Source organism: Streptomyces sp. NPDC051051, assembly GCF_040682975.1.
In the GTDB taxonomy this organism is placed as follows: Bacteria; Actinomycetota; Actinomycetes; order Streptomycetales; family Streptomycetaceae; genus Streptomyces.
In genome coordinates, this window is sequence record NZ_JBFBCB010000009.1 from 117,376 (window position 1) to 138,224 (window position 20,849).

At 72.2% G+C, this 20,849-nt stretch carries 21 protein-coding genes; 9 read left to right on the forward strand and 12 right to left on the reverse strand.

The window, feature by feature from the left end:
• Positions 1–559 precede the first annotated feature (559 nt).
• Positions 560–919 carry a hypothetical protein gene (locus tag AB0N31_RS09890; RefSeq protein WP_366057889.1) on the forward strand — a complete coding sequence of 120 codons (360 nt, stop codon included), beginning with the start codon at positions 560–562 and terminating at the stop codon, positions 917–919.
• 1 nt (position 920) lies between these two features.
• On the forward strand, positions 921–1,334 hold the full coding sequence (locus AB0N31_RS09895) for a hypothetical protein (protein ID WP_366057935.1): 414 nt from the start codon (positions 921–923) through the stop codon (positions 1,332–1,334).
• Between the two features lie 37 nt (positions 1,335–1,371).
• Here the strand turns inward: AB0N31_RS09895 and AB0N31_RS09900 are convergent, their stop codons facing one another.
• The 3 genes from AB0N31_RS09900 to AB0N31_RS09910 all read right to left on the reverse strand — a co-directional run bounded on the left by AB0N31_RS09900 (position 1,372) and on the right by AB0N31_RS09910 (position 3,696).
• The gene (locus tag AB0N31_RS09900) at positions 1,372–1,869 is read right to left on the reverse strand and encodes a GNAT family N-acetyltransferase (protein ID WP_366057890.1); all 498 of its coding nucleotides are present in this window, start codon (positions 1,867–1,869) and stop codon (positions 1,372–1,374) included.
• A gap of 45 nt (positions 1,870–1,914) precedes the next feature.
• Complete coding sequence (locus tag AB0N31_RS09905; protein WP_366057891.1) at positions 1,915–2,439, reverse strand: sigma-70 family RNA polymerase sigma factor; 525 nt, start codon at positions 2,437–2,439, stop codon at positions 1,915–1,917.
• A gap of 66 nt (positions 2,440–2,505) precedes the next feature.
• Positions 2,506–3,696 (reverse strand): glycerophosphodiester phosphodiesterase, encoded by a 1,191-nt coding sequence (locus tag AB0N31_RS09910; protein ID WP_366057892.1) that lies wholly within the window; start codon positions 3,694–3,696, stop codon positions 2,506–2,508.
• A gap of 414 nt (positions 3,697–4,110) precedes the next feature.
• Between AB0N31_RS09910 and AB0N31_RS09915 the strand changes: the two genes are divergently transcribed.
• Entirely contained in the window at positions 4,111–4,782 is a 672-nt protein-coding gene (locus tag AB0N31_RS09915; protein ID WP_366057936.1) for a lysophospholipid acyltransferase family protein, read from the forward strand.
• A gap of 135 nt (positions 4,783–4,917) precedes the next feature.
• Here the strand turns inward: AB0N31_RS09915 and AB0N31_RS09920 are convergent, their stop codons facing one another.
• The 4 genes from AB0N31_RS09920 to argH form a co-directional block, all read right to left on the reverse strand.
• Entirely contained in the window at positions 4,918–6,441 is a 1,524-nt protein-coding gene (locus AB0N31_RS09920; protein ID WP_366057893.1) for an MFS transporter, read from the reverse strand.
• On the reverse strand, positions 6,438–6,989 hold the full coding sequence (locus AB0N31_RS09925) for a helix-turn-helix domain-containing protein (protein ID WP_366057894.1): 552 nt from the start codon (positions 6,987–6,989) through the stop codon (positions 6,438–6,440). Before AB0N31_RS09925 ends, AB0N31_RS09920 begins: the two co-directional genes overlap by 4 nt.
• Positions 6,990–7,070: 81 nt before the next feature.
• Positions 7,071–8,042, reverse strand: a complete 972-nt coding sequence (locus tag AB0N31_RS09930; RefSeq protein WP_366057895.1) for an aldo/keto reductase — start codon at positions 8,040–8,042, stop codon at positions 7,071–7,073.
• Positions 8,043–8,118: 76 nt separating this feature from the next.
• Positions 8,119–9,546, reverse strand: coding sequence for an argininosuccinate lyase (argH, locus tag AB0N31_RS09935; protein WP_366057896.1), 1,428 nt, complete (start codon positions 9,544–9,546; stop codon positions 8,119–8,121).
• Between the two features lie 257 nt (positions 9,547–9,803).
• On the opposite strand from argH, the gene AB0N31_RS09940 reads away from it, so the two are divergent.
• From AB0N31_RS09940 to AB0N31_RS09965, 6 genes are all read left to right on the forward strand, one after another.
• The gene (locus AB0N31_RS09940; protein WP_366057897.1) at positions 9,804–10,655 is read left to right on the forward strand and encodes a hypothetical protein; all 852 of its coding nucleotides are present in this window, start codon (positions 9,804–9,806) and stop codon (positions 10,653–10,655) included.
• A 110-nt stretch (positions 10,656–10,765) separates the two neighbouring features.
• Complete coding sequence (locus tag AB0N31_RS09945) at positions 10,766–11,347, forward strand: pyridoxamine 5'-phosphate oxidase family protein (protein WP_366057898.1); 582 nt, start codon at positions 10,766–10,768, stop codon at positions 11,345–11,347.
• 119 nt (positions 11,348–11,466) lie between these two features.
• Positions 11,467–12,174, forward strand: coding sequence for a L,D-transpeptidase family protein (locus AB0N31_RS09950; RefSeq protein ID WP_366057899.1), 708 nt, complete (start codon positions 11,467–11,469; stop codon positions 12,172–12,174).
• 169 nt (positions 12,175–12,343) lie between these two features.
• On the forward strand, positions 12,344–13,726 hold the full coding sequence (locus tag AB0N31_RS09955; protein WP_366057900.1) for a ferredoxin reductase family protein: 1,383 nt from the start codon (positions 12,344–12,346) through the stop codon (positions 13,724–13,726).
• 71 nt (positions 13,727–13,797) lie between these two features.
• Positions 13,798–14,907, forward strand: a complete 1,110-nt coding sequence (locus AB0N31_RS09960) for an FMN-binding protein (RefSeq protein ID WP_366057901.1) — start codon at positions 13,798–13,800, stop codon at positions 14,905–14,907.
• The gene (locus AB0N31_RS09965) at positions 14,900–15,703 is read left to right on the forward strand and encodes an FAD:protein FMN transferase (RefSeq protein ID WP_366057902.1); all 804 of its coding nucleotides are present in this window, start codon (positions 14,900–14,902) and stop codon (positions 15,701–15,703) included. The genes AB0N31_RS09960 and AB0N31_RS09965 overlap by 8 nt, the downstream gene beginning before the upstream one ends.
• 228 nt (positions 15,704–15,931) lie before the next feature.
• Here the strand turns inward: AB0N31_RS09965 and AB0N31_RS09970 are convergent, their stop codons facing one another.
• Genes AB0N31_RS09970 through argC form a run of 5 tightly spaced genes read right to left on the reverse strand, consistent with a single transcriptional unit; the run spans position 15,932 to position 20,819 of the window.
• Positions 15,932–16,474, reverse strand: a complete 543-nt coding sequence (locus AB0N31_RS09970) for an arginine repressor (RefSeq protein ID WP_366057903.1) — start codon at positions 16,472–16,474, stop codon at positions 15,932–15,934.
• A 7-nt stretch (positions 16,475–16,481) separates the two neighbouring features.
• A complete protein-coding gene (locus tag AB0N31_RS09975; protein ID WP_366057904.1) occupies positions 16,482–17,723 on the reverse strand; it encodes an acetylornithine transaminase in 1,242 nt (413 codons plus the stop codon).
• Positions 17,720–18,646: an acetylglutamate kinase gene (argB, locus tag AB0N31_RS09980; protein WP_366057905.1), complete on the reverse strand. Its 927-nt coding sequence runs from the start codon at positions 18,644–18,646 to the stop codon at positions 17,720–17,722. The genes AB0N31_RS09975 and argB overlap by 4 nt, the downstream gene beginning before the upstream one ends.
• A complete protein-coding gene (gene argJ, locus AB0N31_RS09985) occupies positions 18,643–19,794 on the reverse strand; it encodes a bifunctional glutamate N-acetyltransferase/amino-acid acetyltransferase ArgJ (RefSeq protein WP_366057906.1) in 1,152 nt (383 codons plus the stop codon). The genes argB and argJ overlap by 4 nt, the downstream gene beginning before the upstream one ends.
• Positions 19,791–20,819 carry an N-acetyl-gamma-glutamyl-phosphate reductase gene (gene argC, locus AB0N31_RS09990; protein WP_366057907.1) on the reverse strand — a complete coding sequence of 343 codons (1,029 nt, stop codon included), beginning with the start codon at positions 20,817–20,819 and terminating at the stop codon, positions 19,791–19,793. The genes argJ and argC overlap by 4 nt, the downstream gene beginning before the upstream one ends.
• Between the last annotated feature and the right edge of the window lie 30 nt (positions 20,820–20,849).

Genomic DNA, 20,849 nt, shown 5'->3' on the forward strand with positions numbered 1-20,849 from the left:
GCGTGGGTGTGCCCGGGCACGGATGCATTCGGTCAGGGACGCGACACGGTTCTCGCGGTGGCGATGGAACCGGGGGAGAACATGTGCGCGATGGGTCTTCCCGCGCCGTCCAGGCAGCGGGGAGGTGCCTCGTCACGTACGCGGGCGTACGGACGTGCCACGGCGTCTCGCTTCGGGGCGCGAGCTCGGGGTGGTGCGGGGGCCCTCTAGAAGGCGCACATTCGACACATACAACGAGCACCGGGCGTCATGGTCGCCTCGGTCGCAAGGGTGCGGCTGCTCGTCGTGGTCATGCGATCAGTAAAGCAGACCTACGGTCCTGACAAGACCCGGCCGTCCACATGCTGGACAGCCGTGGACAGCGCGCCTGCACAAACGGAGTCCTCCACTCCTCCACCCCTGACCAATGCGGACAAGGAGGACGGGACCTCCGCGCGGTGGCCGGACCCGGGTCCGCGGTCGGGGCGGATTGTGGTCGACGCCACGACCGCCGACCGGGTCCGGTCCGCGGCGCGGGCCCGGCCGTGGAGGCCGCATACGGCCGTAATAAGGTCACTGCATGCTCGCTGCCCTGACGCTGACGACCGGTGTCGCCGCGCTGCTGCTCGCCGCCTGGTGCGGCTGGGCGGCCCACCGTGACCAGCCGACGAAGGACTGGCACTTCATCGGGATGGCCGTGGTCTCGGTGCTGGCGTTGGCGCAGCTGATCGTCGGGATCGTGCTGCTGGCGCGGGGCGAGGACCCGGCGCAGGGCACGACGATCTTCGTGGCGTATCTGCTGGGCGCGTTCGCGTGCGTTCCGGCGGCGGGGTTCATGTCACTGGCGGAGCGGACCCGGTGGGGTTCGGTGACGGTCGCGGCCGGCGGGGTCGTGCTCGCCGTCCTGGAGGTGCGGCTCCATGACATCTGGGGAGGATGAGGTGACGGCCGTGGAGGAGAAGCCGGCGCGGCTGATCGGCGGGCCCGGTCTGCTGCTGGTCTGGTTCTACGGCGTGATGGTGGTCGGCGCGGTGTCGCGGTCGGCGTACCAGATCGCGACGGAGTTCGACCGGGCGCCGCTCGCGTACTCGCTGTCCGCGGCGGCCGGTCTGGTGTACGGCTTCATCACGTACTCGCTGGTACGGGGCGGGGAGACGGCGCGCAGGGCGGCGCAGGTGTGCTGCGCCGCCGAGCTGGCGGGCGTGCTGGCCGTGGGCACCTGGACCCTGGTGGACCCGGACGCCTTCCCGGACTCGACCGTGTGGTCGGACTACGGGATGGGCTATGTGTTCATCCCGGTGCTGCTGCCCCTGACCGCTCTCTTCTGGCTGCGGAAGGCGCGACGGGCGGGCTGAGCCCGGGCGGTCGGGCCGTGGTGGCGAACCCGGGCGGTCAGGCCGTGGTGGCGAACTCGTCCGCCGACTTCTCCAGGACGATCATCGGGACGCCGTCCGAGCCCTGGGAGGTGCCCACCGTCCGGTAGCCGACCCGGCGGTACAGGCGCAGGTTGCTTTCGCTGCGGTGCCCGGTGAAGAGGCGGAACCTGGTGGCGCCGCGCTCCTCGGCCAGCGCCGATTCGGCCGCGCGCAGCAGCCTCGCGCCGATGCCGTGCCCCTGGAGGCGGGGGTGGACGCAGAGTCTGCCGATGGAGGCCGCGCCGTCCTCGGTGATCGTGCCGCGCACCGAGCCGACGACCTCCTCGCCGAGCCGCGCCACGTAGACGCAGTCGGAGGCCAGCTCCTGCCGGACGGAGTCGAGGGTCTGCACGAGGGGGGCGATGCGATAGTTGCCGTACAGCGCCGCCTCGCCCTGGAAGCACAGGTACTGAAGCCTGAAGATCTGCTCGGCATCCTGCTCGGTTCCCACCGAGATGGTCACGCTCATGCCCATGTGCGCACGCCTCCCGCTCACCTGATCGCCTGTGGTCCTACACTCCTATCCCCGCGCTCCACGGGCCGCAACCTCCGGTCGGAGCAGACGTCGCAGACATGCCAGACATCTGGAACGTTCCGGTCCGAGACTTCCCTGTGAGATACCCAACTCCCCCGCGATCTCGCGGTACGTGAGGTCCTGCGGCGACAGCAGGGCGTCCAGGAGCCGGGAGCACCGGTCGGGCAGCCGGTGCACGGCCTCGCGCAGCGCGCGGTGGCGGGCTGCTCTGAGGCCGCTCTGCTCGGGGCCGCGTTCGCCGTCGTCGGCCGGGTCGGCGAAGCCGTCGGGGTCCTCCGGGTAAGGCCGTTCCCGCCGTGCGGTACGACGGGTGCGCCGGGACTCGGCGCGGACCGCGCGGCGCAGCCAGCCCTGCGGGTCGCGGGGCGGGCCGTCGGTGGCGAGGTGCTCCAGGAGGCGCAGCCGGACGGCCTGTTCGAGGTCGGCGGGCTCGGTTCCGGTGGCGTGCGCCTCGGCGTCGGCCTCCGCCGTGAGCAGCGGGCGCAGGGTGGCGAGCATGTCGTACGTCATGTGCGGCACGACGCGGCCGCCCGGGGGGGCGGGTTGCCCGGGCGGCCGGTTGTCACCCCGACGGGGTCAGGAGCCGTTGACGAAGTCCTCGCGGGCGAGGCGGCCCGTGTCCGGCTGGTCGGTGAAGACACCGTCGATTCCGGTGGCGAAGTACGCCTTGTACGCGCCGAACACGTCGCCGTAGGCGTCCGCGTCGGTGCCCTTGCGGAAGTTCGCGGGCAGGAAGGGGTTCTCGTTGCGCATCGTGTACGGGTGCAGGACGAGGCCGGCCGCGTGGGCGTCCTTCACCAGGGTGGTCGGCGTGGTGAGGTTGCCGGCCGCGTCCCTGGGGACGACCAGGTCGAGGGTGGGGCCGATGCCCTGGGCGTAGCCGGCGATCTCGCGCAGGCCCTCGCGGGTGACCAGGTCGGCGACCGTGCGCGGGTCGCCGGTCTCGACGAAGTCCCAGGGGCGGGTGGTGGCGCCGGAGAGCAGGACGACGAGCGGGTTGCGGACCATCCTGTCCAGGCGCTGGATGCTGGTCGGCTCGAAGGACTGGAGGATGACGGGCGCGTTCCGGCCGTCCTTGCCGTGCTTGCGCAGCAGTCCGGCGACGCGCTCCTCCAGGTTGAGGCCGAGCTTGCGGAAGTAGGTGGGGTGCTTCAGCTCGGGGTAGATCCAGACCTGCTTGCCGCGCTTGCGGGTCTGTTCGTCCTGCCAGCGCAGGACCTCCTCGAAGGTGGGGATCTCCCAGCGGCCGTTGTAGAGGGTGTTGTGGGGGCGGTTGGCGGGGATGCGCTCGGTCGCGCGGAGCGTCTTCAGCTCGGCGAGCGTGAAGTCCTCGGTGAACCAGCCGGTGGTGGAGACGCCGTCGAGCAGCTTGGTGGTCCGGCGGCCGGCGAACTCGGGGTGGCTCGCGACGTCTGTGGTGCCGCCGATCTCCGGCTCGTGGCGGCAGACGAGGTGACCGTCCTTGGTGGGGACGAGGTCGCCGGCCTCGACGATGTCGGCGCCGAGGTCGAGGGCGAGCTGGTAGGAGCCGAAGGTGTGCTCGGGCCGGTATCCGCTGGCGCCGCGGTGGCCGATGACCGTCGGCACGGGGAGGCTGCGGATGCCCTTGCCGCCGGGCCGCGCCCCGGTCGCTCCCGCGGTGCCGGCGAGGCCCAGGGTCGTTCCGGCGGCGCCGAGCGCGGCGGCCGCTCCGAGGAACGCCCGCCGTCCGGTTCCACTCGGCTGGGCGTTCGGGTTCTGCGGTTCCTGCGACTCCTGCGTCACCATGGGGGTCCTCCTGCCATCGGCTCGTCCCGTGCGCGCCGATCGTAGGTGCGTGGACATGACCGCCGGGAGACCTCGATCGGAACACCCGGCTGACGGTGGACGGCGGGTGCCGTACGACGGCATGACGGGGCGTCCGATTCGGTGGCGCGAGGCGGGGTACGCGATCGGTACCGGCCGAGACCGCATCCGGCCACCGGCGCGGAGGCCGTGGGGACCGCACGGGCCTCCGGGGCGCGATGTCCGTCACATCGTTCCGTCCGTGTGTCGGGCCCGCGGCGGAGCGGCCGTGCAGGTAAACGTAGGTCAACAGTGCGTAAGACCTCGGTGAACCCGATGTGCGCCGCCACCGGCGGCGCGAGTATCGTCCTCACCTGCACAGACTCATACCGTCATCCCTTGACATCGGAGGGCCCGTTGTCCCGCTTCGCGCTCATCAAGGCAGTGCTCGGACCGATCATGCGCCTGATGTTCCGCCCCCGGGTCGAGGGCGCGGAGCACATCCCGGGCGACGGTCCGGTCATCCTGGCCGGCAACCACCTGACCTTCATCGACTCGATGATCCTGCCGCTGGTCTGCGACCGGCAGGTCTTCTTCATCGGCAAGGACGAGTACGTCACCGGCGAGAGCCTCAAGGGCCGGCTGATGGCCTGGTTCTTCATCGGCGTCGGCATGATCCCGGTCGACCGCGACGGCGGCCGCGGAGGCGTGGCCGCGCTGATGACCGGGCGGCGGGTGCTGGAGGAGGGGAAGGTCTTCGGGATCTACCCCGAGGGGACGCGGTCTCCCGACGGCCGCCTGTACCGGGGGCGTACCGGTATCGCCCGTCTGACGCTGATGACGGGTGCGCCCGTCGTCCCCTTCGCGATGATCGGCACGGACAAGTTGCAGCCGGGCGGGGCGGGGATGCCCCGGCCCGGGCGGGTCACCGTGCGGTTCGGCGAGGCGATGGAGTTCTCCCGGTACGAGGGGATGGACCGGGACCGGTACGTACTGCGCGCGGTGACGGACTCCGTGATGGCGGAGGTCATGCGGCTGTCCGGGCAGGAGTACGTGGACATGTACGCCACGAAGGCGAAGGCCGCCTGAGGACGCGCGACCGGGCGCGGCCGCCCCACGGACGGCCGCGCCCTCGCTGCTGGGCCGCGGCTCGATGCGGTTCCGCAGCTCAGCACGGTTCCGGAGCTCGGCACGATTCAGCGGCTCGGCACGGCTACGCGGCTCTCAGGGCCGGCCGTCCAGGCGCTGGCCCCGGAGCATGAACCACGCTGCCGCCGCCGTCGCCAGGAGCACCGCCGCGCCCACGCCCGCCGCGATCGTGAGGCCGTCGACGAAGGCCCCGCGCGCCGACGCCAGCAGTTCCCGGGCCGTGGCCGCGGGCAGGCCCGAGGCCGCCTCCACCGCCCCGCCCAGCGATTCGTGCGCTCCCGCGGGCGTGCCCGGCGGGGACGGGAAGCCGCGGTAGACGCCCGTCACGATCGAGCCCAGGACGGCGATGCCCAGGGCCGCGCCCAGTTCGTACGCCGTCTCCGAGACCGCGGACGCCGAGCCGGCCTCCTCCTTGGGCACCGAGGACAGGATCACATCGGCCGTGACGGTGAACGACAGGCCCGCGCCCACGCCGACGACCAGCAGGGACGCTCCCAGCAGCGGATAGCCGGTGCTCTCGTCGATCACCGTGAGGGCGGCCAGCGCCAGCCCGATCGCCGCGAGGCCGCCGGAGACGACCGCCCTGACCGAGAAGCGCCGGGCCGCGTGGCCGGCGAGCAGACCGGCGACCACCGCGCCGACCGCGGCGGGCAGTTCGGCGAGTCCTGCCTCCAACGGGCTCCTGCCCTGCACCAGTTGCAGGTACTGGGAGAGGAAGAAGACCAGGCCGGACAGGCCGAGGACGGTCAGCAGGTCGGCCAGGACCGCGCCGCTGAAACCGCGGTTGCGGAACAGGCGCATGTCCAGCAGCGGTACCGGCAGCGTCAGTTGGCGGCGGACGAAGCCGTACAGCGCCGCCGCGCCCAGCAGGGCGGCGCCGGCCGTGACCCGGGTGAGGCCGTGGGCGGCGGCCTCCTTGACGGCGTAGACGACCGCGATCACGCCGACGAGGGAGAGCGCCACGCCGGCCAGGTCCCACGGGCCCGGGTCCGGGTTGCGGGACTCGGGCAGGGTCCGGATGCCGACCACGACGAGGACCGCCATCACGGGCAGGTTGATGAGGAAGACCGAGCCCCACCAGAAGTGTTCGAGGAGGAAGCCGCCGACGATCGGGCCGACCGCCGTGCCGGCGGAGGCCGTGGCGCCCCAGATGCCCACGGCCAGGCTCCGCTCGCGCGGGTCGTGGAAGAGGTTGCGGATCAGGGCGAGGGTGGCGGGCATCAGGGTGGCGCCGGCGACGCCGAGGAGAGCTCGGGCGGCGATCATCATCTCGGGTGTCGTCGCGTACGCGTTCAGCACGGATATCGCTCCGAAGGCGGTGGCGCCGACGAGCAGGACGCGCTTGCGGCCGATCCGGTCGCCCAGGCTGCCCATCGAGACCAGCAGACCGGCGATGACGAAGGAGTACACGTCGCCGATCCACAGGAGCTGGGTTCCCGAGGGCTCGAGGTCCTCGCTGATGTACGGGGTCGCCAGGCCGAGGACGGTCGCGTCGACGGCCACCAGCAGCACGGCGAACACGAGGACGGAGAGCGCGAGCCAGCGGCCGGGGCGCTTCACCGCCTCGTCCGGGGTCACCGGCTGCAGCGTGCCGGTCATGCTTCCTCCCTCCTCAGCGCGCCGCCGAGCAGCAGTTCGACGATCATGTGGGTGAAGTCGTTGCGGGCGACGCGGCCTTCCGCGACCGCCCAGGCGCCGGAGGCCAGCAGGCCGTACAGGGCCTCGGTGAGCCAGGCCGGTGTCAGGTCGATGCGGAACTCGCCGTCGGCCTGGCCGCGCCGGAACAGGGCGGCGACGCGGTCGTCGATACTGGCCCAGCCCGCGTTCTGCTCCTCTCCCTCGAACAGCTGGTTCTCGCTGTAGAGGAAGGCCAGCAGGGCGGCCGCGGGTTCGATCTCGCGGACCACTCGGCGGACGGCCCCGCTCGCCGGGCCGTCGTCGGGGCGGGCCCGGTCCAGGGCGGCCTCGCACTCCTGGATGCCGAGCGCCTCCAGCGCCCGTACGAGCGCGTCGCGTCCGGCGAACTGCCGGTGCAGGGTGGCCCTGCTGATCCCGGCGGCCTTGGCGACCTCGTCCATGGTCGCGGTGGATCTGCGGGTCAGCAGGGCCGCGGCACTGCGCAGCACATGGTCACGATCGACAGCCATGAGACGACCATAACCCATATGAGACATCAATGTCTCATTGGCGGCATGTGCATCTCGCATGGCGGCTCCCGGGGTGATCTCTCAGTGCCAGGGCAGTCGGCCGCGCCGCTCCCAGTAGGCGGCCGGCTCCTCCGCCAGGGCGGCGAGCCGGTCCAGGCGGTCCTCGTCGATGTCGACGACGGCCGCGTGCAGGTTGGAGGAGAGCTGCGTGGCGGTCGCGGCGCCGGACAGGACGACCCCGGCCCACGGCTGCCGCAGGATCACCGCGAGGGCGACCGCGTCACAGCCGAGGCCTGCCTCCTCGGCCACCGCCCTGAGGGCGTCCGGTGCGTGCGGCCCGGCGAGACGGCCGTTGGCCATGCCCTCCTTGACGATCACCGTGAGTCCGGCGTCGTGGGCCTCGGCGAGGGCCGGACCGGCCGAGGTCTCCAGGACGTTGTACGTGGACTGGACGGTACGGAAGAGGGGGACGCCGTCGACCTCGACGGCGAGGGCGGCGCGGACGGCGTCGGCCTGGGCGGGACCGCTGGTGGAGAAGCCGACGGTGAGGCCCCCGGCCGCGGCCTCGGCCAGCCTGGCGTGGAGTTCCTTGTCGGTGAGGGCCGGGCTGTCCGGGGTGACCGAGTGGATCTGGTAGAGGTCGAGACGGTCACCGAGCAGGCGGGCCGTCTCGGCGCGCTGCCGCTCGTACGTCGCGAGGGTGTGGTCCTTGACCTCGTGCAGCTCGGCGTCGGTGGCCCACTGGGCGGTGTAGGTGTAGCCCCACTTGCTGCCGACGACGACGTCGGTCGCGTCGGGGCGGGCCGCCAGCCAGTCGGCGAGGAACTCCTCGGAACGCCCGTAGGAGCGGGCCGCGTCGACGTAGCGGACGCCCTGGGCGTAGGCGGCGTCGAGGAGTTCGTGGGTGCGGGCGCGCAGCGTCTCGACGCCGCGGTCGTCCCCGAGGTCGCGGTCCCGGCCGAGGTTGATGTAGCCGGGGCGGCCGACCGCGGCGAGACCCAGGCCGATGTGGCAGGTGGGGGTCGTCGCTGCGGCGAGGCGGGCGAAGGGCATCGCGGGCTCCGTTCGGTCGGCTCCGGTACGGCTGGCGACCAACGTAACCCGCGACGCCCCGATGACGGCGGAGCCGCTACTTCTTGGCGTCCGCCCACTGGTGCTGGACGGCCACGTCCGCCTTCACCTCGGCGAGCTGGACGGCGACCGCGCTGGGCGCCGTACCGCCGCGGCCGTTGCGGGAGGCGAGGGCGCCGGGGACGTTGAGGACGGAACGCACCTCGGGGGTGAGGTGGGCGGAGATCTTCGCGAACTGCTCGTCGGTCAGCTCGTCCAGTTCCTTGCCCTCGGCCTCGGCGGCCTTCACGCACTCGCCGGCGACCTCGTGCGCCACCCGGAACGGCACGCCCTGCTTGACCAACCACTCGGCGACGTCGGTGGCGAGGGAGAAGCCGGCCGGGGCCAGTTCCTCCATGCGCTCGCGGTGGACGGTCAGGGTGGCGACCATGCCGGTGAAGGCGGGGAGCAGGACCTCCAGCTGCTCGCAGGAGTCGAAGACGGGCTCCTTGTCCTCCTGGAGGTCGCGGTTGTACGCGAGGGGCAGGGCCTTGAGGGTGGCCAGGAGACCGGTCAGGTTGCCGATCAGACGGCCGCTCTTGCCGCGCGCCAGCTCCGCGATGTCCGGGTTCTTCTTCTGCGGCATGATCGACGAGCCCGTGGAGAACGCGTCGTGCAGGGTCACGAAGGAGAACTCCTTCGTGTTCCAGATGATGATCTCCTCGGCGATCCGGGACAGGTTCACGCCGATCATCGCGGTGATGAAGGCGAACTCGGCGACGAAGTCGCGGGAGGCCGTGCCGTCGATCGAGTTGCCGACGCTGCCGTGCTCGAAGCCGAGATCCGCGGCGACCGCCTCCGGGTCGAGGCCGAGCGAGGAACCGGCGAGCGCTCCCGAGCCGTACGGCGAGACGGCCGTGCGCTCGTCCCACTGGCGCAGCCGCTCCGCGTCCCGGGACAGGGGCTGCACGTGCGCGAGGACGTGGTGGGCGAAGAGGACCGGCTGGGCGTGCTGGAGGTGGGTGCGGCCGGGCATCGCCACGTCCGGGTGGGCCTCCGCCAGGCCGATCAGGGCGTCCTGGAGATCGGCGATGAGACCGCCGATGATCCGGGCGTGGTCACGCAGATACATCCGGAAGAGGGTGGCGACCTGGTCGTTGCGCGAGCGTCCCGCGCGGAGCTTGCCGCCGAGGTCGGGGCCGAGGATCTCCAGCAGGCCCCGCTCCAGGGCGGTGTGGATGTCCTCGTCGGCGACGGTGCCGACCAGGGCCCCCGAGGCCACGTCCGCCGCCAGCCGGTCCAGGCCCGCGAGCATGGCCGTCAGCTCGTCGCCGGTGAGCAGGCCCGCCTTGTGGAGCACACGCGCGTGGGCACGCGAACCGGCGATGTCGTAGGGCGCGAGCCGCCAGTCGAAGTGGACGGACGCGGACAGTTTCGCCAGGGCCTCGGCGGGTCCGTCGGCGAACCGGCCGCCCCAGAGCCGTACGTCACCGCTGTTGCTGCTCACTTGCGTTGCTCCTAGAGAGGGTGTGGGCGAACTCAGGTCTTCGCCGGCCGCCGATGCTCTTCACAGGTCGACTCATGCATGAGTATGCAGTGTTCTGCATGATTCGTCAATCGAGCCGACGGCGGGTCCGGACACCGGTCGGCCTCGCGGATGTTTTCGAAACGCCTTTGAACAACGGCAACCGCTTACCCGTACTCACCGCTGGACGCAGGCGCCGCGTTCGACCCACCCGCTCCTGACCCAAGTGAGGCATCCGCATGTCCAGGGCTCTTCCGAAGTACAACAAGCGCCGTGTGGCGGTCATCGGCGGCGCCGCCGCTCTGGCGCTGACCGGCGCGGTGGTCGTGAACTCCGCCCTCGCCGGGGAGACGTCCAAGAGCAACGGCGCGAACGCCCGGACGCTCGCCTCCCCCGGAACGATCAGCTGCCCGGACGTGGCCTCCCGACTCCCCGCGATCCCCGCCACCGCCAAGGCCGAGGTGGACCGCAACCTCGCCCTCCTCGACACCCAGATCGCCGAAGCCAACAAGCGCCTCGTCGACACCGTCGGCCAGGGCGGCCCCAACTTCGTCCAGAACGCCATCCTCGGCCCCCTCAAGGACAAGCGCGTCGCCACCGTCAACCGCATCGCGACCGCCATCGGCCGCACCGCCGCCAAGCCCCAGGGCCTCGACGCCCTCGCGCCCTGCGCCCTCGACGGCGTGGCTGCGGCACCCGGTCAGCAAGCCGGGAACAACGGCAACGCCGGGAACAACGGGAACGCGGGGAACAACGGCAACGCAGGCAACAACGGAAACGCGGGCAACGCCGGCGCCCCCGGAACGATCAGCTGCCCGGACGTGGCCTCCCGACTCCCCGCGATCCCCGCCACCGCCAAGGCCGAGGTGGACCGCAACCTCGCCCTCCTCGACACCCAGATCGCCGAAGCCAACAAGCGCCTCGTCGACACCGTCGGCCAGGGCGGCCCCAACTTCGTCCAGAACGCCATCCTCGGCCCCCTCAAGGACAAGCGCGTCGCCACCGTCAACCGCATCGCGACCGCCATCGGCCGCACCGCCGCCAAGCCCCAGGGCCTCGACGCCCTCGCGCCCTGCACGTTGAACAAGTGACGTGACAGGCGCGGTGGCCGCCCCGAGGAACGCCGGCCGGGGCGGCCGCCGCGGCGCTGATCGCGAAATCATTCAGACATGCGAACGGCTTTCCCGAATAATCGCTGGACATGGGAAAGACCTATGAACGCATCGACGGCCGACTCCGCACATTCATCGAGGAGCAGCCCCTCTTCTTCACCGCGACCGCGCCGCTGTCCGGCGACGGCACGGTGAACCTCTCCCCCAAGGGCCTCAGGGGGTCGTTCGCCGTCCTCGACGAACACACCGTGGCCTATCTGGACTTCGCCGGCTCCAACGCCGAGACGGTCGCGCATCTGCGGGAGAACGGCCGGATCACCCTGATGTGGTGCGCGTTCCAGGGGCCGCCGAACATCGTGCGGGTGCACGGCCGCGGCGAACCGGTCTTCCGCGGCGACCCCCGCTTCACGGACCTCCTCGGCCACTTCCCCGACATCGACCCGACCCGGCACGGGCTGCGGGCGATCATCGTCGTGCACGCCGAACTGGTCCGGGACACCTGCGGGTACGCGGTGCCCTTCATGACGTACGACGAGGACCGGGATCTGCACGGGAAGCGGTTCGCGCGCGAGGACGACGAGTCGCTCAGCGCGTACTTCGCGAAGAAGGAACACGTGGCGACGAGCATGGACGGACTCCCGGGACTCCCGCTGCCCCTGCGTCCGCTCTGACGCGGACGCGCGCGGTACCGGGACCGGTGATCCGCCGACGGGGCGGCCGGGCGGCGGTGCCGCGCACGGTCGGCCCACCCGGCCTGCCGGGGGGGGCCGCCGCCGCTTAGCTTCTGACCATGCGCCGTCGTGCCCTCGCCACCGCCCTCGCCTGTGCGTCCCTGCCGCTGCTCGGGACGGCCCCGGGCACCGGCGGCTCACCCCCGCTCCCCGCGCGGATGGCGGACACGGGCGGCGGCACCCAGCTGATCACCGCCGTCGCCCCGGGGACCGGCGCCACGGCGGGCACCCTCGCCTGGTGGGACCTGCGAGGCGGCCGGTGGGTGCGGGCCGGTTCCGCACCGGCCCGGTTCGGCGCGAACGGGCTGGTCGAGGGTGCCGTCCGCCGGCAGGGCACCGGGACGACACCGACCGGGCTGTACGGCCTGCCGTTCGCGTTCGGCGTCCAGGCGCCGCCCCGCGGGACGACGTACGCCCACCGGCGCGTGCACGAGGACTCCTGGTGGTGCCAGGACGACGCGTCCCGCTCCTACAACCGGTGGAGCGAACCGCGGGCGGCCGACTGCCGTGCCGCCGAGTCCGAGCACCTGATCGGCTTCCGGACGCAGTACGCGCACGCCCTGGTGATCGGGTTCAACTACCGCGAGCCGGTGCGCGGTCGCGGGGCGGGGATCTTCCTCCACGTCGACGGGCGGGGGGCGACGGCGGGTTGTGTGTCGGTTCCGGTGGACGCGATGCGGCGGATCCTGGCGTGGGCCCGCCCGCGGGAGCGGCCGCACATCGCGATCGGGACGGAAGGCGGAGGGACGGCGATCACCCGCTACTGAACCCGGTGCCGAGCCCGGTGCTGGACCCGGTGCCGAGCCCGGTGCCGAGCGCCGGTACGGTCACCCGTCCCGCGGGCGCCGTCGAACGGTGGCCGACTCGGTGCGGCGCTGAACACCGGGCGGCCGTGACCCGTATCTGTGGGCCAAGGGTCCGCACCACGGAGGAACAGTGACCACGACGATCGCCGGCGGCCGTGCCGCCCGCCGCCAGACGATGCGCCGCATCCGTCCGCGCCGCTCCCCGGCCGTCCCGCTGCTGCTCGCCGTCTGGGCGGGTGCCGCGGGTGTGCTGTGGCTGTGGTGGGACAACACCGCGTCCATCGCGGACACCAACGGCAAGATCCTCAACGCCGGCCGGATCACGGGTCTGCTCGCCGGATACCTGATGGCTCTCGTCGTCCTCCAGATGGCCCGGGTGCCCGCGCTGGAGCGCCGGGTCGGCTCGGACCGGGTCGCCCGCTGGCACGCGATGACCGGCCGCTACACGCTCAGCCTCACCTTCGTGCACGTGTTCCTCATCATGTGGGGGTACGCGCTCCAGTCCGGCAGGTCGCTCGGCGACATCGTGCAGCAGACGATCGACTCCGTGAACCAGCTGCCCGACATGGGCAAGGCGGCCATCGGCACCTCCCTGCTGGTGGTCATCGGCCTGGCGTCGATCGGCCCGGTGCGCCGCAGGATGCCGTACGACACCTGGTACCACGTCCACCTCCTGACCTACGCCGCGGTGTTCCTGACGTTCTGGCACCAGCTCACCACCGGCAACGACTTCGCCGTCGAACCCGCCGCGAAGACCGTCTGGTACGCGCTGTACGGGTCGGTCACCGCGCTGGTCGTCTGGTACCGCGTCCTCACCCCGATCCGGCTGAACCTGCGCCACCGCATGTACGTCGAAGCGGTCATCGAGGAGACGCCCGGCATCGTGTCGGTGCTGATCGGCGGGCGCAAGCTGCACCGGATCGGCGCGGAGGCCGGACAGTTCTTCCGGTGGCGGTTCATGGCGCCGGGCATGCGGTTCAGCTCCCACCCGTACTCGCTGTCGGCGGCGCCCCGCCCCGAACTGCTGCGCATCACCGTCAAGGCGATCGGCGACCACAGTTCCGCGCTGCGCGGCCTGAAGCCCGGCGTGAAGGTGTGGGCCGAGGGCCCCTACGGCGCGCTGACGGCGTCCCGGCGCAGCCAGGGCAAGGTGCTGCTGGTGGCCGGCGGCGTCGGCATCACGCCGATGCGGGCGCTGTTCGAGACGCTGCCCGGCGCGGCCGGCGACATCACGCTCCTCTACCGGGCCAACAGCACACAGGACCTGGCGCTGTGGGACGAGCTGGCGAAGATCGCCGACGAGCGGGAGGCACGGCTGATGTACGCCGTCAACAGCCCCGACGGGGAGCGCCCCGACATCTCGGCGGAGTCCCTGCAACGCAAGCTGCCGGACATCGGGGAGCACGACGTCTTCATGTGCGGGCCGCCCGGCTTCGCCCAGAACGTGTACGAGGCACTGCGCGGCGCCGGAGTGCCCGCCCGCCGCATCCACCACGAGTCGTTCGAGATGTGAGCGACGGACACCCAGCGACGGACATCCACGGATCCGCGGCAAGCAACGGGAAGCGACGGGAATCAGGAACGATGAAGAAGAACCACCCTCTGCGGCGCGTCGTCCTCGCGGGCGCGGCCACCGTGTCCGGGATCGTGCTGCTGCTGTCACTGAAGCCGGCGTCGGACCCCGGCTCCGCCCAGGCCGCCGGCGCGGCGGCCCAGGAGGCCGCCCAGGGCGGGGCCGCAGCGGCCGCGTCCGGGGCGATCACCGGTGACGCGGCACAGACGCAGTACGGCGCCGTGCAGGTACGCCTGACCGTCGCCGACGGCAGGATCACCAAGGCGGAGGCGGTGCAGGCGCCCAAGGGCGGGCAGAGCGACCAGGTCACCGCCGACGCCGTCCCCAAGCTCAACCAGGCCGCGGTCACCGCGCAGAGCGCCGACATCGACGCCGTCTCCGGCGCCACCTACACCAGCGCCGGCTACAAGAAGTCCCTCCAGTCGGCGATCGACAGGATGAAGGCGAGCGCGGGGGCCTCCCAGGGGGCGACGGGCACCGCCCAGGTGTCCGGCACCTTCAACGGGGACGCCGCACAGACGCAGTACGGGGCCGTGCAGGTGCGGATCACCGTCAGCAAGAACCGGATCACCAGGGCGGAGGCGGTCCAGGCGCCCAAGGGCGGGCAGAGCGACCAGGTCACCGCCGACGCCGTCCCCAAGCTCAACCAGGCCGTCGTCACCCAGCAGAGCCCCGACATCGACGCCGTCTCCGGCGCCACCTACACCAGCGCCGGCTACAGGAAGTCCCTCCAGTCGGCGATCGACAAGGCCAACGCGAGCGCGGGGACGCAGGGTTCGGGGGCCCAGCAGGGATCGAAGGCGCCGGAGGCCCCGAAGGCACCGGAGGGCTCGGGGAACGCCCAGGCGGGCGGCACCTTCACCGGGGAGGCCGCGCAGACGCAGTACGGCACCGTGCAGGTCCGGATCACGGTCAGCGGCGGCAGGATCACCAAGGCGGAGGCGGTCCAGGCACCCGAGGGCGGGCAGAGCGACCGGGTCACCGCCGACGCCGTCCCCAAGCTCAACCAGGCCGCCGTGGCCGCCGGCACCGCCGACATCGACGCCGTCTCCGGCGCCACCTACACCAGCGCGGGCTACAAGAAGTCCCTCCAGTCGGCGCTGGACCAGGCCGGTGGCTGACCCGGTGGCCGAGCCGTCACAGACACCCGCCGTGGTGCGGCACGCGGAGGAGGTCATGGGGACCGTCTTCTCCTTCGACGTCCGCGGCGGGGAACCCGGGGCGGTGCGGGCGGCCCTCGACGAGGCGGTCGCCGGTCTGCACCGGGTGAACGAGGCCTTCAGCACCTACCGGGAGGACAGTCAGGTCTCCCGGCTGGCACGCGGCGAGCTGACCGTCGAGGAGTGCGGCCCCGAGGTGGCCGAAGTGCTGGAGCTGGGCGCGGAGGCGGAGCGGACCAGCGGGGGCTGGTTCAGCATGCGCTACCAGGACGGCCGGCTCGACCCCACCGGGATCGTCAAGGGGTGGGCGGCCGAGCGCGCGGCGCGGGTGATCGCCGCGGCGGGGGTGAGGGGGGTGAGCGTCAACGGCGGCGGCGACGTGCAGTTGCTGGGCGTGCCCGGTCCCGACCGGCCCTGGCGGGTCGGGGTGTCGGATCCGCTGCGGCCCGGCGGGCTGGCGGCGGTGGTCTCGGCGGCGGGGGCGGACGAGCTGGCGGTGGCCACGTCGGGGACGGTGGAGCGGGGGGCGCACATCATCGACCCGCGCACGGGGCGGTCGGCGGTGACCGACCTGGTCGCCGTGACCGTCGTCGCGCCCCGGCTGACCTGGGCGGACTGCTGGGCCACGGCCGCCTTCGCGATGGGGTCGCGGGAGGGGCTGCGGTGGCTGGAGTCGCTCCCGGACGCGGAGGCACTGCTGATCACGGCCGGGGACGAGGTGCGGTGCACCGGCGGACTGGCGCGCCGGCTGGGCTGAACGCCGTTCGACCCGGCCGTCGGGCCGGTGCCGGGGGCGCGGGTCGTGCGACCCGGCGCCCACCCGTGCCGCCCCGGGCGGCACGCATGCCCGCGGACGGCGGCCGGTGCCGACACGGGTGACCGCAGCACCCCGGAGGCGCGGGGCCGTGCCGGGGTGCGGCTCCGCCGCGCGGGCGCGACCGGCCCCCTCACCCGCAGACGAGGGACCGGCCGGACCGGCGGGGCCTCACGTGTTCTGGGCCAGCCTCAGCAAGTGGTCCGCCAGGGCCTGACCGCCCGTCGGCTCCCGGCTGATGAGCAGCAGCGTGTCGTCGCCGGCGATCGTGCCGAGGATGTCGTGCAGTTCCGCCTGGTCGATCGCCGAGGCGAGGAACTGGGCCGCGCCCGGCGGCGTACGCAGGACCACGAGGTTCGCGGAGGCCTCCGCGGAGATGAGCAGCTCCTGCGACAGCCGCCGCATCCGCTCCTCCTTCGCCGACCCTCCCAGCGGGACCCGCGGCGTCCGGAATCCGCCCTCGCTGGGCACCGCGTAGATCAGGTCGCCGTCGTTGTTGCGGATCTTCACCGCGTTCAGCTCGTCCAGATCGCGGGAGAGCGTCGCCTGGGTGACGCTCAGCCCGTCGTCGGCGAGCAGTTTCGCCAGCTGGCTCTGCGAGCGCACCGGCTGCCGGTTGAGGATGTCCACGATCCGGCGGTGGCGGGCGGTGCGGGTCTGCGGCACGGCGGGCCCGTTGGCCGCCGGCTGCTCGTGGTCCTGCGCCTGGCTCATCGTCGTCTCATTCCCCGGATCGTCCGTCCCCGTGCACTGCCTGGAGGATGCCGGGCAGTGCTGCGAGCAGCGCGTCCGCCTCGTCGTCGCCGAGGTTCAGCGGTGGCATGAGCCGTACGACGTCGGGGGCGGGCGCGTTGACCAGGAAACCGGCCTCCTGAGCCGCCTGGCGCACCTGGGGCGCGAGCGGCTCGGTGAGCACGATACCCAGGAGGAGCCCCGCGCCCCGGACATAATCGATCAACGGGTGGCCGAGACCCTCGATTCCGCTGCGGAGCCGTTCGCTCTGCCGCTTGACGTTCTCCAGCAACCCCTCGTTCTCGATGGTGTCGAGGACGGCGAGTCCGGCGGCGCAGGCGACGGGGTTGCCGCCGAACGTCGTGCCGTGCTGGCCGGGCCGGAGCAGTTCGGCGGCCCGGCCGAAGGCGACCGTGGCGCCGAGCGGCAGTCCGCCGCCGAGCTGCTTGGCGAGGGTGACCACGTCGGGCAGGACGCCTTCGTGGGCCTGGTACTCGAACCAGTGCCCGGTCCGGCCGATGCCGGTCTGCACCTCGTCGAGGACGAGGAGGGCCCCGGTGGCGGCGGTGATGGCGCGGGCGGCCTTGAGGTAGCCGGCGGGCGGGACGACGACGCCCAGTTCGCCCTGGATCGGCTCGAGGACGACGAGCGCGGTCTCCTCGGTGACGGCGGCGGCCAGCGCCTTCGCGTCGCCGAAGGGGACGTGGGTGACGTCGCCGGGCAGCGGCAGGAAGGGGTCGCGCTTGCCGGGCTGCCCGGTGAGCGCGAGGGCGCCCATCGTACGGCCGTGGAAGGCGCCCTCGGTGGCCACGACGTGGGTGCGCCCGGTCAGCCGGCCGATCTTGAAGGCGGCCTCGTTGGCCTCGGCACCGGAGTTGCAGAAGAAGACCCTGCCCTCCCGGCCGAAGTGCTGCAGGAGCCGTTCGGCGAGGGCCACGGTCGGTTCGGCCAGGAAGAAGTTGGAGATGTGGCCGAGGGAGCCGATCTGCCGGGTCACGGCCTCGACGACGGCCGGGTGGGCGTGGCCGAGGGCGTTGGTCGCGATGCCGCCGACGAAGTCGAGGTAGCTGTTGCCGTCGGCGTCCCAGAGCCGGGTGCCCTCTCCGCGGACCAGGGGGAGCAGCGGGGTGCCGTAGTTGTTCATGAGCGCGCCCTGCCAGCGCGCGGTCAGTTCCTCGTTGCCGCTGACGGCGTCACCCGTGACGGCGTTGCTCACGACGGCGTCGCTCATGACGACTCCCCCTCTTTCTCGCCGGACACGGCTTTCTCGTCGGCCACGACCATCGTGCCGATGCCTTCGTCGGTGAAGATCTCCAGCAGGATCGAGTGCTGGACGCGTCCGTCGATGACGCGGGCGGTGGTGACGCCGCCGCGGACGGCGTGCAGGCAGCCCTCCATCTTCGGCACCATGCCGGAGGACAACTCCGGCAGTAGTTTCTCCAGTTGGGAGGCGGTGAGGCGGCTGATCACCTCGTCGGAGTTCGGCCAGTCCTCGTAGAGGCCCTCGACGTCCGTGAGGACCATGAGGGTTTCGGCGCCCAGAGCAGCAGCGAGTGCCGCAGCCGCCGTATCAGCATTGACGTTGTAGACATGTCCGTCGTCCTGGGAGCGGGCGATCGAGGAGACGACCGGGATGCGGCCGTCGGCGAGCAGTGCCTCGATCGCGCCCGTGTCGATCGCGGTGATCTCGCCGACCCGCCCGATGTCGACCAGCTCACCGTCGATCTCGGGCTGGTGCTTGACGGCCGTGATGGTGTGCGCGTCCTCGCCGGTGAGCCCGACGGCGAGCGGGCCGTGCTGGTTGAGCAGTCCGACCAGTTCGCGCTGGACCTGGCCGGCCAGGACCATCCGTACGACGTCCATGGCTTCCTCGGTGGTGACGCGCAGGCCGGCCTTGAACTCGCTGACGATGCCGTGCCTGTCGAGGGCGGCGCTGATCTGCGGGCCGCCGCCGTGCACGACGACGGGCCTGAGGCCGGCGTGGTGCAGGAAGACCACGTCCTGGGCGAAGGCGGCCTTGAGGTCCTCGTCGATCATGGCGTTGCCGCCGAACTTGATGACGACCGTCTTGCCGTTGTGGCGGGTCAGCCAGGGCAGCGCTTCGATGAGGATCTGGGCCTTGGGCAGGGCGGTGTGCTTGCGGGTGGTGCTCATGAGGAGTACGCGCTGTTCTCGTGGACGTAGTCGGCGGTGAGGTCGTTGGTCCAGATGGTGGCGGTCTCGGTGCCGGCCGCGAGGTCCGCTGTGATGTGGACCTCGCGGTAGCGCATGTCGACCTTGTCGCGGTCCTCGCCGACGCCGCCGTTCTTGCACACCCAGACGCCGTTGATGGCGACGTTCAGCCGGTCGGGCTCGAAGGCGGCCGCGGTGGTGCCGATCGCGGAGAGCACGCGGCCCCAGTTGGGGTCCTCGCCGTGGATGGCGCACTTGAGGAGGTTGTTGCGGGCGATGGAGCGGCCCACCTCGACGGCGTCGTCCTCGCTCGCGGCGCCCACGACCTCGACCTTGATGTCCTTGCTGGCGCCCTCGGCGTCGCGGATGAGCTGCTGGCCCAGGTCGTCGCAGACGGTGCGGACGGCCTCGGCGAACTCGGCGTACTCCGGGGTGACTCCGGCGGAGCCGGAGGCGAGCAGCAGCACGGTGTCGTTGGTCGACATGCAGCCGTCGGAGTCGACGCGGTCGAAGGTGACCCGGGTGGCGGCGCGCAGCGCCCGGTCCAGGGTCCCGCTGTCCACGTCGGCGTCGGTGGTGAGGACGACGAGCATGGTGGCCAGGCCGGGGGCGAGCATGCCCGCGCCCTTGGCCATGCCGCCCACGGTCCAGCCGTCCTTCGCCACGACGGACGTCTTGTGGACGGTGTCGGTGGTCTTGATGGCGATGGCGGCCTTCTCGCCGCCGTGCTCGCTGAGCGCCTCGGCGGCCTTCTCGACCCCGGGGAGCAGCTTGTCCATCGGGAGGAGGACGCCGATCAGTCCGGTGGAGGCGACGGCGACCTCGCCGGCGCCCAGGCCGAGGACCTCGGCGGCCTTCTCGGCGGTGGCGTGCGTGTCCTGGAAGCCCTTCGGTCCCGTACAGGCGTTGGCGCCGCCGGAGTTGAGGACCACGGCGGACAGGGCACCGCTTTTGAGGACCTGCTCGGACCACAGCACCGGCGCGGCCTTGACGCGGTTGGAGGTGAAGACGCCCGCGGCGGCGCGGCGGGGCCCGGTGTTGACCACGAGGGCCAGGTCCGGGTTGCCGTTCTCCTTGATCCCGGCGGCGATGCCCGCCGCCGTGAATCCCTTGGCTGCCGTGACGCTCACGGTGCGACTCCGATCGTGGAAAGTCCCAGCGCCTCGGGGAACCCGAGGGCGATGTTCATGCTCTGGACGGCACCGCCCGCGGTGCCCTTGGTCAGGTTGTCGATGGCGCTGATCGCGATGATGCGGCCCGCCGACTCGTCGAGGGCGACCTGCACCTGAACGGCGTTGGAACCCTGGACGGACGCCGTGGCGGGCCACCGGCCCTCGGGCAGCAGGTGCACGAAGGGCTCGTCGGCGAAGGCCTTCTCGTAGGCCGCGCGCACGGACTCGGCGGTGACGCCCTCCTTGGCGGCGGCGCTGCACGTGGCGAGGATGCCGCGGGACATCGGCGCGAGGGTCGGCGTGAAGGAGACGGAGACCCGCTCCCCCGCCGCCGCGCTGAGGTTCTGGATCATCTCGGGCGTGTGCCGGTGCCCGCCGCCGACGCCGTACGGCGACATCGACCCCATGACCTCGCTGCCGAGCAGGTGCGGCTTGGCCGCCTTGCCCGCGCCGGAGGTGCCGGAGGCGGCGACGATCACGGCCTGGGCCTCGGCCAGGCCGGCGGCGTACGCCGGGAACAGGGCGAGGGAGACGGCCGTGGGGTAGCAACCGGGCACCGCGATGCGCTTGGACCCCTCCAGCGCGACGCGGCCGCCCGGCAGTTCGGGGAGACCGTAGGGCCAGGTCCCGGCGTGCGGGGAGCCGTAGAACCGCTCCCAGTCGGCCGGGTCCGCGAGCCGGAAGTCGGCGCCCATGTCGACCACGAGGACGTCCGGGCCGAGTTGTTCGGCGACGGCGGCGGACTGTCCGTGCGGGAGGGCGAGGAAGACGGCATCGTGTCCGGCGAGCACCTCCGGGGCGGTCTCCTGGAGCACGCGGTCGGCGAGGGGCAGCAGGTGCGGCTGGAGGGCTCCCAGCTTCTGTCCCGCGTTGGAGTTGCCGGTGAGGGCGCCGATCTCGATCTCGGGGTGCGCGAGGAGCAGGCGCAGCAACTCGCCGCCCGCATACCCGCTCGCTCCGGCCACTGCCGCACGTACCGCCATGTCCACCCTCCTCTTGGATGGCATGACTAT

Coding starts and splice junctions, on each gene's coding strand:
- AB0N31_RS09890 (WP_366057889.1), top strand. CDS start 560: ATGCTCGCTGCCCTGACGCTGACGACCGGTGTCGCCGCGCTGCTGCTC.
- AB0N31_RS09900 (WP_366057890.1), bottom strand. CDS start 1,869: ATGGGCATGAGCGTGACCATCTCGGTGGGAACCGAGCAGGATGCCGAG.
- AB0N31_RS09905 (WP_366057891.1), bottom strand. CDS start 2,439: ATGACGTACGACATGCTCGCCACCCTGCGCCCGCTGCTCACGGCGGAG.
- AB0N31_RS09910 (WP_366057892.1), bottom strand. CDS start 3,696: ATGGTGACGCAGGAGTCGCAGGAACCGCAGAACCCGAACGCCCAGCCG.
- AB0N31_RS09920 (WP_366057893.1), bottom strand. CDS start 6,441: ATGACCGGCACGCTGCAGCCGGTGACCCCGGACGAGGCGGTGAAGCGC.
- AB0N31_RS09925 (WP_366057894.1), bottom strand. CDS start 6,989: ATGGCTGTCGATCGTGACCATGTGCTGCGCAGTGCCGCGGCCCTGCTG.
- AB0N31_RS09930 (WP_366057895.1), bottom strand. CDS start 8,042: ATGCCCTTCGCCCGCCTCGCCGCAGCGACGACCCCCACCTGCCACATC.
- AB0N31_RS09940 (WP_366057897.1), top strand. CDS start 9,804: ATGTCCAGGGCTCTTCCGAAGTACAACAAGCGCCGTGTGGCGGTCATC.
- AB0N31_RS09945 (WP_366057898.1), top strand. CDS start 10,766: ATGGGAAAGACCTATGAACGCATCGACGGCCGACTCCGCACATTCATC.
- AB0N31_RS09950 (WP_366057899.1), top strand. CDS start 11,467: ATGCGCCGTCGTGCCCTCGCCACCGCCCTCGCCTGTGCGTCCCTGCCG.
- AB0N31_RS09960 (WP_366057901.1), top strand. CDS start 13,798: ATGAAGAAGAACCACCCTCTGCGGCGCGTCGTCCTCGCGGGCGCGGCC.
- AB0N31_RS09970 (WP_366057903.1), bottom strand. CDS start 16,474: ATGAGCCAGGCGCAGGACCACGAGCAGCCGGCGGCCAACGGGCCCGCC.
- AB0N31_RS09975 (WP_366057904.1), bottom strand. CDS start 17,723: ATGAGCGACGCCGTCGTGAGCAACGCCGTCACGGGTGACGCCGTCAGC.
- argB (WP_366057905.1), bottom strand. CDS start 18,646: ATGAGCACCACCCGCAAGCACACCGCCCTGCCCAAGGCCCAGATCCTC.
- argC (WP_366057907.1), bottom strand. CDS start 20,819: ATGGCGGTACGTGCGGCAGTGGCCGGAGCGAGCGGGTATGCGGGCGGC.